Consider the following 14,204-nt stretch of genomic DNA (forward strand, 5'->3'; position numbering starts at 1 on the left):
CACTCCCGGTCGTCGCGCCGCCCCTCCGCCCCACCCCGCAGATGACTCGGCGTCAGCTGATCTGGCCGAGCGACTTCCACAGGCTGACCGAGCGGTCCGGCACGACCAGGCGGTCGGTGTGAGCGTCACCGTCGGCGATGGTGACGATGCGGTACTTGTCCTGGTGGAAGACCCAGTACGTGCTCAGGCCGTTGACCCGCTGCCGGTCGGGCATGGGCAGCACGGTGGTGACCCGGTCGATGCCCGCGAAGCTGCCCCACAGCGAGATCCGCCGGTCGCCGCGCTCCATCACGTCGGTGTGCCGGGTGCCGTCCGCGATGGAGATCATCCGGTAGACCTGCTGGCCGTCGACGGTGTGGAAGAGCCAGTACCAGCTCTTGCCGTCCTTGCGCTGGAAGTCCGGCATCGGCAGCACGAAGTCGACCTTGGTGACGCCGCGCAGCGACGCCCACCGGCTGATCGGGCCGTCCCCGCGCTCCATCACGTCCGTGTGCGCGTCGTCGTCGGCGATCGTGACGACGCGGTAGATCTGCTGGTTGTCGACGGTGTGGAAGACCCAGTACCAGCTCTTGCCGTCCTTGCGCTGCATGTCCGGGTAGGGCAGGTAGAAGTCGACCGAGCTCACGCCGTCGAGGGAGTCCCACTCCGAGACCGGCCGGTCAGCCTTCTCCAGCACGTCGGTGTGCGCGTCGCCGTCGGCGATCGAGATCACCCGGTACTGCTGCTTGCCGCCGACCGTGCGGTAGGCCCAGTAGAAGCTCTTGCCGTTCTTCCGCTGCAGATCCGCCACCGGCAGGAAGGTGTCGACGGGCTGCCCGATCTCGGGCAGCCCGTGGTCGGGGAGACGCCCCTCGCCCAGCGACCGCAGGACGGTCATGGAGGGGGCGAAGGCGTACACGCACCCCTCCGTCCGGACGAACTGCTGGAAGCCCAGCGGGACGGGGTTGTCACCGTCCTGGTCCCAGGTGACGGTGCCGGTGGCGCCGACCATGGCGTCCGGGCCCGGCGGGTTCTTGCGGTTCGGGGGGAAGCTGGGGCTGTCGATCCAGAGCTGCTGGATGAACTCGAACTGCGTCACGATGTCGGTCTGGTAGCTGACGAAGAGCAGCCCGCGCGGCGCGTCCGGACCACCCGGCCCCTCGACCGCCGGGTCGAACGGGTGCCCGTACGGGCTGCCGCGCCGCATGATGCGGCGGCGGTCCATGACCGGGTCCTCCGGCTGGACGGGGTCGCCGGGGCGCTCCTGGAGTCCGTCGCGCGGGTTGGTCTTGCGCAGGTGGGACCAGAGCGGGGTGACCTTCCCGTTGAGGTCGTTGCCGAAGCTGATGTCGTTGTCGTTGGAGGCGACGGTGTTGAACGGGGTGTCGGCGGCCGGGCACTTGGCGACCGGCGTGCCCGAACGCCACCGGCCGACCACCCGGGCCGCCAGCCACTCGATCGTGGCGGTGTCCGGCACCGCCTTCTTCTCCTTGAGGATCGGCAGTTGCCGGGCCACCTGCGCCCACCAGCCGGGCACGTCCTGGCCGAGGCGCCGGACGACCTGGAAGGAGCCGTTGAACGCCCAGGCCGGGAGCTTCGTCGGCCCGCCGATGTCCGACCGGTCGATCTGCGGGTACCCGGCGACGAACTCGCCGGCCGGGATCAGCCGGGTGCCCGGGTGGCCCTTGACCCACTCCGGGCGCAGCGGGTCGGGATCGTCGAAGCCGCGCACGCCGGGCTCGCTGACGCCGTCCTTGAAGCCGAAGTGCTCCTTTCCACGGCGGCTGCCGGGGAGGGTTGCGCAGTCCTGCTGGAAGATCACCGAGACCAGGCACTGCGCGGCGGCCTCACGCTGTTCGGTGACGGCGGCCCGCAGGTCCTCCACGGTGTCGGCCGCGATGGTGAGCACCGCGTGGATGGACTCCTCGGTCTTGTTGTTGCCGAAGATCCACCCGGACGGCGAGTTCGCCCCGGTGTCGCCGAGGATGCCGGCGCGGTCCACCGGGCCCTGTTGGAAGGCGCCGAGCGAGGTGTCCTTGGCGGCGGCGGGGCAGGGTTCCTTGTCGGTCAGCTTCTGCAGGCCCTTGTAGGTGAAGCTGATGCCGAGCCAGGTGGCCTTGAGCCCGGTCGGGTCGCCGCCCGAGCGCTGGCGGGCGGCGCTGAAGGCCTTGTTGAAGGTGGCCACCTGTCGGGTGGTGGCGATGCGCGGGGTCAGGCGCTGCAGCCAGGTGCGCGCTCTGATCCCGTCCTCGAACTTGAGGAAGAGCAGGACCATCTGGTCCTTCTTGAATCCGGCGAGCACGTCGCCCTGGATCTCGTCGCTGTCCCGCATCGAGAGGTCGGTTGCGGGTGGTTCGGTCAGTGGCTGGTCGACTGCCATGAATGCTCCGGCTCTGAGTGCACCGCGATTGCGGAGGGTAATCTTCACCATAAGGTACGTATTCGAACCGTGACGGGTCCGCAGCTCCGCCCAGCCACCGAATGCGACGGAGCGTCACCCGTCCGCCCGACCTCGGGAGGCAGCAACTCGCCCTGGTGGTGAGACTTGAGACCGTCCGGCAGACCCACCGCTACGTCTCCGCCCGACATCCCGGGCATCGGCCGACCACAGCTCAGGCAGCACCCTCAAGCACCCCGGCATACTCGGCCATCACGTCACTCTCCGTACCCGCCGGACGGTCACTGCCTGTGCCACCCTCCCCCTACGGAGTCCCATGACCCGCACCGAACCGCCCTCCACCCAACCGCCCTCCACCGAACCGTCCCGCCCGACTCCGCCCCGAACGACGCCACCCCGGGGCAGGAGGCGGTCCGCGCTCGCCGCCTGCGCGGTCGTCGCCGCGCTGGCGACCACCACGGCGCTCGCCACACCCCTGCACGCCGCGCCCCGCACCGGCTCGGCCGACCCCACCGCTTCCTCCCGCGACGGCCTCACCCTCGATCAGCTGCGCGCGGAGGTACGCCCCGACGAGCTGGCCGCGCTGGGCCGGGACGAGGCCGAGTACCGCGCCTGGACGCGACTGGAGGCCCGGGGCGCCCAGCCCGGCACACAGCCCGGCACACGGGCCGTTTCGGCGCCGTACGCGCAGTCGGTCCGCACCGCGCGGTTCGCGATGCTGACCAACACCCAGACGACGACCAACAAGGCGTTCGACCCCAAGATCTTCGGTCGGTTCACCGACTACTTCCCGTCCCCCGACTACGGCGACCACATCGCCGCACTGCCGACCGGCAAGGTGCTGATCTTCTCGTTCGAGCCGGTCGTGACCGACCCGACGCAGGAGCCCGCGCCGACGCAGATCATCGGTTCGGACAACCGCGGCCGCGCCTATCTCTGGGATCCGGCGAAGGGCACCGGTGCCGACGCGTTCAAGTCCGTCCCGCCGCCGGACGTCGTCCTCGACGACGGCACCGGGGTCTCCCGGCCGGCGCCGTTCTTCTGCGCCGGGCACTCCTTCCTACCGAATGGCATGCTCGGCGTCTTCGGCGGCAACTTCGGTGGCAACTTCGGTACCGGGGCCAAGCTTTCGCTGATCTTCGACCCGGTGAAGGAGACCTGGACGCGCAACCCGGACATGTCCGTGGGCCGCTGGTACCCCTCAGTGGTGACCGGCGAGGACGGGCGCCAGTTGATCATGTCGGGCCACTCCGAACTGGGCTGGGGCACGCCGACCCCGATCGTGGAGCGCTTCCCCGCCAAGTCGGTGGCCGTGCCGAAGGACCCGGCCGTCGTGCCGCTCTCGGCGGTGGACCGGTTCAAGGCCGACGCGCCGTACAGCACCGACTACCCGCAGCTGTTCTCGCTCAACGACGGGAAGATCTACGGATTCGGCCGCACCACCACCGAACAGTGGCTCTTCGACCCGAAGTTGGAGACCCGTAGCGACCTGCCCGCCCGGCCCGACGGCGCCCAGCGCAACTACGGCTCGGCCGTCGCGCTACCCGGCGGCTTCAAGGGGCCGGATTCCGTCCTGGTGCTCGGCGGCAACCGCGACAACCCGAACACGTACCTCTTCTCCGGCGGCAAGTGGAGCACGGAGAAGCCCCGCGCGTTCGGCCGCACCCAGGACGACACGCTCATCCTGCCCGACGGCACGCTCTTCACCGTCAACGGCGCCTACGACATCCGCGACTACGGGAATGGAGCGCTCAACCCCAACGGCGATCTGAAATACCGTCAGGTCGAGATGCGGGACGCCCAGGGCAACTGGAAGCTCGGGCCCGTCCAGCGGCTGCCGCGCGGCTACCACTCCAACGCGGTGATCCTGCCCGACGGCCGGATCATGGTGACCGGGGACGAGCTCCAGCAGATCGCCGACAACCCGGACATCAACTCCGGGATGAACGGCAGCATCGAGATCTACGAGCCCTGGTACCTGAATTCGGGCACCCGGCCCGCACTGGACTCGGCGCCCACCACACCGCTGCGCTACAACGCGGGCTTCACCGTGAGCACCTCGACCCCGGACCGGGTGAGCCGGGCCGTGCTGCTCGCGCCGATCACCTCCACCCACTCGGTGGACACCAGCCAGCGGCACGTCGAGGTCCAGATCGCCGGCCGCAGCGGCGGCCAACTCACTTTGCAGACACCGCCGTTGGCAGCATCGGCGCCGCCCGGCTACTACATGCTCTTCCTGCTCGACGCAGCCGGGGTGCCGAGCACCGCCAAGTGGGTCAAGCTGGAGGCCAAGGAATCCGGCGGCCAGATCGGCTGACCTCCCCACCCGACCCGACCCCCGACCCTCGGACCCCACCCCGAACCGACCAAGTCTCCTGCCCGGAGCCCCGCACAGGGTGCTCCGGGCAGGAGGCTTCAAGCAGTACCCGCTGCCGGCTCAGACCCGCGCGGTCACCCGGGCGGCCCCCTCGGACCCGGTCGCGACGGATGCCTCCGGGGCCCCCGGAGCACTGCCCCGGGGCTTGATACAGACGATCAGCCCGGCGGTCAGCAGCACGACGTTCTTCACCACGAACTCACCCGTCAGACTCAACTCCCAGGGGCGGTAGTGCTGGTACGCCTGGCCAGGGAGGAAGAGCAGCACCGAGAAGGTGCCGAGCATGTGCAGGACGAAAAGCGGCAGCAGCCGCTGGAGACCACGCCCTGCGAGGAACCAGAAGCCCATCACGATCTCCAGGGCACCCAGCGCGGGCACGAACCAGTCCGGCGTCGGGAACGGGACGGCATCCCGGACCAGCTGGCCGACCGGAGTCACGTTGAACAGCTTCAACGCACCGAACCAGATGTACACGATCCCGACCGTCCAGCGCAGCACCGTCATCGCATGGGTGTGCACCAGCTGGTGAATGTTCCTCTGCAATGCCGTGAGCGACTGAATGTGAGCCATGGTGGCCACCTCCGTTGAGCGTTCGGTCTGAATTACCGTCACGATCCCCACCGCCGGACAGCGCGGCCTCGGCACGCCTGCCGCCGAGCACGGCTGCCGCTCGGAATGCCGAGCAGCAGCGGCAACGGAATTGTGGGGTTCTCGCGAACACGCTCCGGATCACGTGACCCAGCAGTGTCGGGACTCCGTCGGATCCGGCCGCGCGCGGCGGGGACTCAGCAGAGTCCCGGACGGATATCCCCCGCCGGACGCCCTGCGTCCAACTCGCGGACAACTCAACTTGGTTGAATCATACAGGAGTTGATGCGCACAGGAACTGTTCTGGCCTTCGGACCTTCGGGCCCGTGCCGTCAGGGCCGCCAGACGTACCGGATGTCCGGCTCGCGCTCCTCGTTGCTCCGGCCGTCGGTCCGCTCGGCCTCGGCGAAGCCGTGCCGCTCGTAGAACCGCTGGGCCGGGCCGTTCACCTCGAAGGTCCACAGCTCCAGACCTTCGGGGCGGCGCTCCTTCGCCAGCTCGACGAAACGGTCACCGAGCCCACGGCCGCGCCACTCGGGCTCCAGGTAGAGCTGGTCCACCCAGCCGTCGTCCAGCACCAGGACACCGACCACGGCGCTCCCGGCCACCGCGACCCAGGTCTCGCGCTCGGGCACCACGATGTACTGGAACCACTCGCGGACCTCGTCGTCGTCGTGCGCCCGCACCACACCCGGCAGCGCCGCCGTGTACGACCGCAGCCACACCTCGGCGGCCTCCGCCGCGTCGGCATCGACAGCTCGCCTCAACAGAAGATCGTCTCTAGTCACACCGCGCGACTCTGGCACACCCTCCTCGCCTGCGCACCCCTTTTCACCGACCCGGTCTGGGCGGCGCCTCGACCGCCTGACGGCACCGGGCGGGCGCCGCGAGAGCCGTGCCGGGGAGGGTGTCGCCTAGGCTGGGGACGATGGGACACAGAACCGTGGTGCCGCCCGCACCACTGCCGCAGCGGCACGGGATCGACCCCGTGCGCCTTCGGCTGCCCTGGGTGGGCGACTGGGCGACGGTACGGGACCACCTGGTGGACCGACTGCCGGTGGGCCCCGAGGTGGTCGACGCGATGCTGGCCGACCGGGCGGTGCACGGGGTCGACGGGCCGCTCGACCCAGGGGCACCCTTCGTGCCGGGGGCGTACGTGTGGTTCCACCGGGAGCTGGCGCCGGAGGTCCCGGTGCCGTTCCCCGTCACGGTGGTGCACCGCGACGAGCGCCTGCTCGTGGTCGACAAGCCGCACTTCCTGGCGATGACCCCGCGCGGCCGCCACATCACCGAGACCGCGCTCGCGCGGCTGCGCCGCGAGCTCGGCCTGCCGCAGCTGAGCCCCGCGCACCGGCTGGACCGGCTCACCGCCGGCCTGGCGATGTTCGTGATCGAGCCGGGGCTGCGCGGCGCGTACCAGTCGCTGTTCCAGGAGCGGCTCGTCCGCAAGACGTACGAGGCGGTGGCACCGTACGACGAGACGCTGGAGCTGCCGTGCACGGTGAGCAGCCGGATCGTGAAGGAGCGCGGCGAGCTAGCGGCCCGCGAGGTGGCGGGCGAGCCCAACAGTGAGAGCCGGGTGGAGCTGTTGGAGCGGCGCGGTGGTCTCGGGCGCTACCGGCTGCTGCCGGTCACCGGGCGGACCCACCAGTTGCGGCTGCACATGAGCAGTCTCGGGCTGCCGCTGCTGGACGATCCGCTGTACCCGCGGGTGCTGCCGGAGGCGGCCCTCGACGACTTCTCGCGTCCGCTGCAACTACTGGCCAGGACCCTGGAGTTCACCGACCCCGTGACGGGTGAGGAGCACTGCTTCCGCAGTGGCCTGGAGCTCGCCGCCTGGACGGCCGCCGGACAGAAATGGCATGCACGCCACTAGCCAACCGGCCAGTAGCAGACCTACCGTCAACTCCCCGTAGCCTCAACGGAGGAGCTGGCATGCCCTCACGCATCCATGCACCAAGACTCAAGGCCGCCGCCCTCGCGGTCGCCCTGCTCACCACCACCGGCCTGGCCGCTCTCCCGGCGCACGCCGGCACCCCCACCGCCGCCCCCACCGCCGCCCCGGCCGTCGCCGGGGACCTCTGCGGCGGCCACTGCGTGGACATCCTGCCGCCGGGCGAGAACGGCAACGCCACTCTCGCCGACATCCTCGGCAACAAGGCCTTCGGCACCCGCCCCGCGCACACCGACGACCAGCTCGGACCGTACGCGGCACTCGCCTCCGCCTACCCGTCCCTGACGGACAGTCAACTCAGGAGCTTCTTCAACGACGCCTCCTTCGGCGTCCCCGCCGACCAGGTCACGAGCACCGCCTCGCCGCGCTCCGACGTGAAGATCGTGCGCGACAAGGCGACGGGCGTGCCGCACATCACCGGCACCACCAGGTACGGGACGGAGTACGGCGCCGGTTACGCCGCCGCGCAGGACCGGCTCTGGCTGATGGATCTCTTCCGGCACGTGGGGCGTGGCTCGCTCTCCGGCTTCGCGGGCGGGGCGGGCGCCAACCGCCAGCTGGAGCAGAGCTTCTGGCAGGCCGCGCCGTACACCGAGGCCGAGCTGCAGCGCCAGATCGACGCCATCGCCAACGAGGGCGACCGGGCCCGGCAGGCGCTCTCCGACGCGCAGGCGTACATCGACGGCATCAACCAGTACGTCAAGGAGTCCTACAACGGCCGCTACTTCCCCGGGGAGTACGACCTCACCGGGCACATCAACCCGATCACCAACGAGGGCGGCATCGACGCCTTCAAGCTCACCGACCTCGTCGCGCTGGCCTCGGTGGTGGGCGCGCTCTTCGGGGCCGGTGGCGGCGGTGAGTTGGCCTCGGCGCAGGTGAAGCTGGCGGCGGAGGCCCGGTACGGCAAGGACGCCGGCGACGCGGTCTGGAAGTCGCTGCGGGAGGCCGACGACCCCGAGGCCGTGCAGACGCTGCACGACGGGCAGCAGTTCCCGTACGCCCAGGTGCCCGACGACCCGCAGGGCGCGGCGCTGCCCGACCCGGGCTCGGTGGTGCCCGAGAAGCTGGTCTACGACGCGACCGGCTCCGCCACCGCCGCCGCCACCAAGGCGCCCGGCGTGCTGCCGGGCAATCTGCTGACGGCCAAGCACGGCATGTCCAACGCCCTCGTGGTGTCCGGGAGTCACACCGACGACGGGCACCCCGTCGCGGTCTTCGGCCCGCAGACCGGGTACTTCGCCCCGCAGCTGCTGATGCTGGAGGAGCTCCAGGGCCCCGGCATCAGCGCACGCGGCGCGGCCTTCGCCGGGCTCAGCTTCTACGTGCAGCTCGGGCGCGGGCAGGACTACGCCTGGAGCGCGACCTCCGCCGGGCAGGACATCACCGACACCTACGCCGTGCCGCTCTGCACCACGGACGGATCGCCGGTGACGCTCGCCGCCAACTCCTACCTCTGGCACGGCCAGTGCGTGCCGCTGGAGCGGTTGGAGCGCAAGGACGCGTGGAGCCCGACCACCGCCGACTCCACCCCGGCGGGCTCCTACACGCTGGTGATGTACCGCTCGAACTACGGGCTGGTGAACGCCCGCGGGACGGTCGGCGGGCAGCCGGTCGCGTTCACCTCGCTGCGCTCCACCTACCGCCACGAGGCCGACTCGATCATCGGCTTCCAGATGCTGAACGACCCGGGGGCGGTGCACGACCCGGCGAGCTTCCAGCAGGCGGCGCAGAACATCAACTACACCTTCAACTGGTTCTACGCCGACTCCAAGGACATCGCGTACTACAACTCCGGCAGCAACCCCGTCCGCGCCCCAGGAGTGGACGCCGGGCTGCCCGTACTCGCCCAACCATCCTACGAGTGGCGGGACTTCGACCCAACCGCCAACACCGCCCGGTACACCCCGCCGGCCGAGCACCCGCAGTCGGTCGACCAGGACTACTACATCTCCTGGAACAACAAGCAGGCCTCGCAGTTCAACACCTCCGGCTTCGGCAACGGCTCGGTGCACCGGGGCAATCTGCTCGACGACCGGGTCAAGGCCCAGCTGGCGAACGGCGGCAAGGTCACCCGCTCCTCGCTCGTCCAGGCCATGGAGAGCGCCGCCCTCGCCGACCTGCGGGCCGAGGACGTGCTGCCCGAGCTGCTCCGGGTGATCCGCAGCGCTCCGGTCACCGACCCCGCACTCGCCACCGCCGTCCAGAAGTTGGAGAACTGGCGCTCGGCCGGGGCCCAGCGAAAGGAGACCTCGGCGGGCAGCCACAGCTACTCGGACGCGGATGCCGTCCGGACCATGGACGCCTGGTGGCCGCTGCTCGCCGACGGCGTCTTCCGCCCCGGCCTCGGTGACCCGCTGTTCGCCGCGCTGACCGGCGCACTCCAGATCAACGAGTCCCCCTCCGGCGGCCAGACCGGGCCGACCAGCGGCGGGGTGAGCGCCAACGAGTCCATTCCGCACAAGGGTTCGGCCTTCCAGTACGGGTGGTGGAGCTACGTCGACAAGGATCTGCGTTCCCTCCTCGGTGATCACGTCGCCGGTGGTCTCGCCCAGCCGTACTGCGGCGGCGGCGACCTGGCGGCCTGCCGGTCCGTCCTGCTGACCAGCCTGGGCAAGGCGCTCGCGCAGACCCCGGCGCAGGTCTACCCCGGCGACGGGGACTGCGCGGCGGGTGACCAGTGGTGCGCCGACACCATCGTGCAGCGCCCGCTCGGCGGCGTGACGGACGCCCGGACGACCTGGCAGAACCGGCCGACCTACCAGCAGGTCGTCCAGTTCCAGTCCCACCGCTGACCCCTGCCACGACCGGCCACGGCGCCCCGACCTGACGGATTCGGGGCGCCGTGGCCAACATCACGCTGCGCGATCACCCACCTACGGTGGCGTAGGTCACTTCTCACAGTGAACTATTCAGGTCATGGTTGACCACCAGGAGATTCTTGCCCCACGTTCCTACGCCGCCCTCGGCGACAGCTTCACCGAGGGCCTCAACGACCCGGGCCTCGACGGCCGCTTCGCCGGCTGGGCCGACCGCCTCGCCGCGCTGCTCGCCGAGCGTCACCCGACGGGTACCTTCCGCTATGCCAACCTCGCCGTGCGCGGGCGGCTGCTCGACCAGATCATCGCCGAACAGGTGCCCCAGGTACGGCAGTTCCAGCCGGACATGGTGACGTTCTGCGCGGGCGGCAACGACATCCTGCGCCCCGGAAGCGACCCGGACGAGGTCGCCGAGCGCTTCGAAGCGGCCGTCCTGGAGCTGCGCGAGCACACCGGCACGGTGCTGATCGCGACGGGCTTCGACACCCGGGGCGTGCCGGTGCTCGGCCTGCTGCGCGGCAAGATCGCCACCTTCAACGGCCACCTGCGGGCGATCGCCGACCGCAACGACTGCGCCGTCGCCGACCTCTGGGCGCTCAAGGCCGTGCACGACCGCCGCGCCTGGAGCGAGGACCGCCTGCACCTCTCCCCCGAGGGCCACCAGCGCGTCGCCTTGCTGGCCGCCCGCGCCCTCGGCCTCGCCGTCGACGAGGATCCGGACGCTCCCTGGCCCGCCCAGCCCGAGCCGACCCCCGCCGACGTCCGCCGGGAGAACCTCCAGTGGGCCCGCAGCTACCTCCTCCCCTGGGTCACCCGCCGCCTGCGCGGCGAGTCCTCCGGTGACTTCGTCGAGGCCAAGCGGCCGGAGTTGCTGCCTCTCTGACGCACCGCCGCACCGCCGCACTGCCCCGTGACAGCACCGCAGGCCCGCCTTCCGCCCGCCGGTAGGCTCGCCGCATGAAGCGCGACTACTGGTGGGCCCAGCTGCGCGGCCCCGCCGACACCGAACTCCCGCCGACCGTCGTCCAGCGGCTGGCCTGGTACGACGAGAAGGCCCGCCGCCAGTACTACTACCATCTGGCCTCGGAAGTACTGATCCTGCTGTGCGGAGCGGCCGTCCCGGTCAGCGCGGCGGCCGGTGCCTCGACCACCGTCGCGGGCGCCCTGGGCGCGGCGGTGGTCGTGGGCACCGGCCTGCGGCAGCTGTTCCGGTGGAACGACAACTGGATACGGCTGAGAAGGTACCTGGTCAGCCTCCAGGGCGAGGTGGCGAGTTGGAGCACCGGCGCAGCTCCGTACGAGGACCCGGCCGAGGCCGCCCGCATCCTGGTCGCGCGTACCGAGGAGCTGGTCCGCTCGGAGAGCGGCGACTGGGTCGGCATGCTCCAGGACCGCGCAGCCTGACCCGGCGGCGCGGTAATTCGTTTGCGGCCCGGGGTTGTCACTGCCGAGAATCCCCCGGTGAACTCACCCCAGTCTCCGGACTTCGCCACCAAGCCCACGCTCCACGGTGAGCTGGTGACGCTCCGTCCGTTCCGGCTCGACGAGGACGCCCCGACGCTGCGCTCGCTCCTCCAGGACCCGGAGGTCGGCCGTCTCACCGGCAGCGACCACGGGCCGACCGACCCGCAGCCGTGGAGCGAGCACGACGAGGAGCGGATGCGCGCCTGGTACGGCACCCGGAACGAGCAGTCGGACCGTCTCGACCTGGCCGTCGTCGATCGCGAGACCGGCAGCTGCGTCGGCGAGGTCGTGCTGAACGAGTGGGACGGCGACAACCGCAGCTGCAACTTCCGGATCGCGCTGGCCGAGCCCGGCCGCAACCGTGGTTTCGGTACCGAGGCCGCCCGGTTGATCGTCGGCCACGGCTTCGAGCAGCTCGGCCTGCACCGGATCTCGCTCGGGGTGTTCGCGTTCAACCCGCGCGCGCTCCGCGCCTACCAGAAGGCCGGGTTCGTGATCGAGGGCGTCCGGCGTGACGCGCTGCACTACGACGGCGCCTGGGTGGATGACACCGTGATGGCGATCCTGGCCCCCGAGTGGGAGCAGCACCGCGGCCGTCCCCGGCTCTGACCGCGCGGCAGCCGTCGCCGGACATGCCGAAAGGCCCGGCTCGTCCGGCCGGGCCTCCCTCTCCGTCTGCGCGGAGTCGACACACGTTGTACAGGTTGAACAAGTTACACAGGTTGAACTAGTTGACACATGCGGCCTGTCGTCCGGTCCCCCGGACTGCGGCCGAGCCCCGTCCCAGCGGGACTGACTTTCGGACCTTTCGGTCTCGTCCGGCTCACCTACGCCGGTCTGCTCCGTCTCATGGAGCTGTCGGGCCCATCTGGGCCCGCTGGCTGATCAGCTACTGCCAGTCTGCCACCGTCGGCCCGGCCGTGCCACTGGCACCGCTGCACCTGCCACCTGCCACCTGCCACCTGCCACCTGCCAGCGGCCGGCTGCCACGAGCGGGCTCAGATCACGCCGACGCCCCGGAGCAGCCAGCGGTTGGTCCGCCCGACCAGCCCGGCGCGGTCGAGGACGCCGATCACCTTGGCCGCCATCTCCTTCTTGGTGGCCCGCCAGTGCGGGTTCGTCTTGGCCGCCTCCCGGCCCTCACGCGGGTCGATGCCGACGGCGGCGTAGAGGGCGGGGTGGATCAGGCTCTTGGTCGCACGGTAGATGACGACGCCGAGCAGCAGCTGCTCCCAGCGGCGGCGCAGCGCACCGAGGTCGCGGCGGACGAGCTCCTCGCGGGCGTACGTGATGTGCCGGGACTCCTCGATCACGTGGATGCGGGAGACCTGCCGGACCAGCGGTTGGAGGCTCTCGTCGGCCATCATCTCGCGCTGGAAGGAGTCCAGGATCTCCTCGACGTACATGGTGCCGCCGAAGGTCTGGCTGTGGGTGGAGGTCGCCTTGAAGAACCGGCCCAGCTCGTGCGAGAGCCGGCCGGGACCGTAGGCGGGGACGCCCATCCAGGAGATCATCTTGGCGAACATGACGGAGTGGCGGCACTCGTCGGCGATCTCGGTGAGTGCGTACTGCACGTGCGCGGTGGTCGGGTCACGGTCGAAGGCGTGCCGGAGCAGCATCTGCATGAGGATCTCCTCGAACCAGATGCCGACGCTGGCGATGCTCGCCACCTCGTGCTTGCTCAGCTCGATCCGCTGGGCCTCCGTCAGCCTGTCCCAGAGGTGGGTGCCGTAGAGGGAGAGACGGTTCGGCGGGGCGTAGTAGGCGCCCTCGACCGGCTCGGACTGCCAGTCGACGTCCTTGAGCGGGTCGAAGGAGAGCTTCGCGCTGGAGGCGAGCAGGCGCTCGGCCGTCCGTTGCCGCCCCCTGGTGCGCTCCTCGGCCGTCGTCGTCATGGCCCAACCCCTCTCGCTGCCCTGCCCGGTCCAAGCCCTCTTGTTCTGAAGCTAGGGATTATTAGACAGTGAGTCAATAGTGACGACAGCCACCATCGCCGGGCGGCACCCGGCGCCCGGCATTCTGCGCCCGGCGCCCGGCATTCTGCGCCCGGCGCCAGCAGCTGTCAGCCCTCGTACGCCTCCGCGTGCGCCGACGCCAGCATCAGATAGCCCTCGCCGTTCAACTTGATCCCGGCGCGCTCGTCCTCCGTCAGCTCCCGGCGGACCTTGCCCGGCACTCCGGCGACCAGCGAGCCTGGCGGTATCTGCGCGCCCTGCGGCACCACCGCACCGGCCGCCACCAGCGAGCCGGTGCCCACCCGGGCGCCGTTGAGCACCACGGCACCCATGCCGACCAGGACGTCGTCCTCGATCACGCAGCCGTGCAGCACCGCATTGTGACCCACCGTCACCCGCTGCCCGACCACCAGCGGGAATCCGGGGTCGGCGTGCAGCGTGCAGTTGTCCTGGACGTTGCTCGCCGCGCCGACCGCGATGGTCTCGGCGTCGGCCCGCAGCACTGCGCCGTACCAGACGCTCGCCCCCTCGGCGAGCGTCACGGCGCCGACCACCACAGCGTTCGGCGCGACGAAGGCACCTGGGTGGACCTCGGGCACCAGGCCCCCGACGGCGGCGATCAACGGCTCTGCCATGACACTCCCTCATCTCTGCTCGGTTGCCGGTAGCA

At 70.6% G+C, this 14,204-nt stretch carries 11 protein-coding genes; 6 read left to right on the top strand and 5 right to left on the bottom strand.

Annotated features, from left to right (window positions below; all coding sequences use genetic code 11):
• Nucleotides 1–52 precede the first annotated feature (52 nt).
• Entirely contained in the window at nt 53–2,359 is a 2,307-nt protein-coding gene (locus tag ACR68M_RS00965) for a Dyp-type peroxidase (RefSeq protein ID WP_441248434.1), read from the bottom strand.
• A gap of 334 nt (nt 2,360–2,693) precedes the next feature.
• On the opposite strand from ACR68M_RS00965, the gene ACR68M_RS00970 reads away from it, so the two are divergent.
• Complete coding sequence (locus ACR68M_RS00970) at nt 2,694–4,694, top strand: galactose oxidase-like domain-containing protein (RefSeq protein ID WP_441248435.1); 2,001 nt, start codon at nt 2,694–2,696, stop codon at nt 4,692–4,694.
• Nucleotides 4,695–4,814: 120 nt separating this feature from the next.
• Here ACR68M_RS00970 and ACR68M_RS00975 read toward each other — a convergent pair whose 3' ends face one another.
• Both ACR68M_RS00975 and ACR68M_RS00980 read right to left on the bottom strand, forming a co-directional pair.
• Nucleotides 4,815–5,324, bottom strand: a complete 510-nt coding sequence (locus tag ACR68M_RS00975) for a DoxX family membrane protein (RefSeq protein ID WP_441248436.1) — start codon at nt 5,322–5,324, stop codon at nt 4,815–4,817.
• 350 nt (nt 5,325–5,674) lie between these two features.
• Nucleotides 5,675–6,130 (bottom strand): N-acetyltransferase family protein, encoded by a 456-nt coding sequence (locus tag ACR68M_RS00980; RefSeq protein ID WP_441248437.1) that lies wholly within the window; start codon nt 6,128–6,130, stop codon nt 5,675–5,677.
• Between the two features lie 140 nt (nt 6,131–6,270).
• Here ACR68M_RS00980 and ACR68M_RS00985 point away from each other — a divergent pair, with 140 nt between their 5' ends.
• From ACR68M_RS00985 to ACR68M_RS01005, 5 genes are all read left to right on the top strand, one after another.
• Nucleotides 6,271–7,218: a pseudouridine synthase gene (locus ACR68M_RS00985; RefSeq protein WP_441248438.1), complete on the top strand. Its 948-nt coding sequence runs from the start codon at nt 6,271–6,273 to the stop codon at nt 7,216–7,218.
• 59 nt (nt 7,219–7,277) lie between these two features.
• Complete coding sequence (locus tag ACR68M_RS00990) at nt 7,278–10,091, top strand: penicillin acylase family protein (RefSeq protein WP_441248439.1); 2,814 nt, start codon at nt 7,278–7,280, stop codon at nt 10,089–10,091.
• A gap of 124 nt (nt 10,092–10,215) precedes the next feature.
• Nucleotides 10,216–10,998, top strand: a complete 783-nt coding sequence (locus ACR68M_RS00995) for an SGNH/GDSL hydrolase family protein (RefSeq protein WP_441248440.1) — start codon at nt 10,216–10,218, stop codon at nt 10,996–10,998.
• Between the two features lie 74 nt (nt 10,999–11,072).
• Nucleotides 11,073–11,519: a DUF4231 domain-containing protein gene (locus ACR68M_RS01000; protein WP_441248441.1), complete on the top strand. Its 447-nt coding sequence runs from the start codon at nt 11,073–11,075 to the stop codon at nt 11,517–11,519.
• Between the two features lie 57 nt (nt 11,520–11,576).
• On the top strand, nt 11,577–12,188 hold the full coding sequence (locus ACR68M_RS01005; RefSeq protein WP_441248442.1) for a GNAT family N-acetyltransferase: 612 nt from the start codon (nt 11,577–11,579) through the stop codon (nt 12,186–12,188).
• Nucleotides 12,189–12,577: 389 nt separating this feature from the next.
• Here ACR68M_RS01005 and ACR68M_RS01010 read toward each other — a convergent pair whose 3' ends face one another.
• Complete coding sequence (locus ACR68M_RS01010) at nt 12,578–13,474, bottom strand: AurF N-oxygenase family protein (RefSeq protein ID WP_441248443.1); 897 nt, start codon at nt 13,472–13,474, stop codon at nt 12,578–12,580.
• Nucleotides 13,475–13,641: 167 nt separating this feature from the next.
• Nucleotides 13,642–14,169 (bottom strand): gamma carbonic anhydrase family protein, encoded by a 528-nt coding sequence (locus ACR68M_RS01015; RefSeq protein ID WP_441248444.1) that lies wholly within the window; start codon nt 14,167–14,169, stop codon nt 13,642–13,644.
• Between the last annotated feature and the right edge of the window lie 35 nt (nt 14,170–14,204).

Source organism: Kitasatospora sp. McL0602 (genome assembly GCF_052076145.1).
GTDB lineage: Bacteria > Actinomycetota > Actinomycetes > Streptomycetales > Streptomycetaceae > Kitasatospora.

Bases quoted from the DNA above. Each gene is read 5' to 3' on its own strand.
- ACR68M_RS00965 (WP_441248434.1), bottom strand. From the start codon at position 2,359: ATGGCAGTCGACCAGCCACTGACCGAACCACCCGCAACCGACCTCTCG.
- ACR68M_RS00970 (WP_441248435.1), top strand. From the start codon at position 2,694: ATGACCCGCACCGAACCGCCCTCCACCCAACCGCCCTCCACCGAACCG.
- ACR68M_RS00975 (WP_441248436.1), bottom strand. From the start codon at position 5,324: ATGGCTCACATTCAGTCGCTCACGGCATTGCAGAGGAACATTCACCAG.
- ACR68M_RS00985 (WP_441248438.1), top strand. From the start codon at position 6,271: ATGGGACACAGAACCGTGGTGCCGCCCGCACCACTGCCGCAGCGGCAC.
- ACR68M_RS00990 (WP_441248439.1), top strand. From the start codon at position 7,278: ATGCCCTCACGCATCCATGCACCAAGACTCAAGGCCGCCGCCCTCGCG.
- ACR68M_RS00995 (WP_441248440.1), top strand. From the start codon at position 10,216: ATGGTTGACCACCAGGAGATTCTTGCCCCACGTTCCTACGCCGCCCTC.
- ACR68M_RS01000 (WP_441248441.1), top strand. From the start codon at position 11,073: ATGAAGCGCGACTACTGGTGGGCCCAGCTGCGCGGCCCCGCCGACACC.
- ACR68M_RS01010 (WP_441248443.1), bottom strand. From the start codon at position 13,474: ATGACGACGACGGCCGAGGAGCGCACCAGGGGGCGGCAACGGACGGCC.
- ACR68M_RS01015 (WP_441248444.1), bottom strand. From the start codon at position 14,169: ATGGCAGAGCCGTTGATCGCCGCCGTCGGGGGCCTGGTGCCCGAGGTC.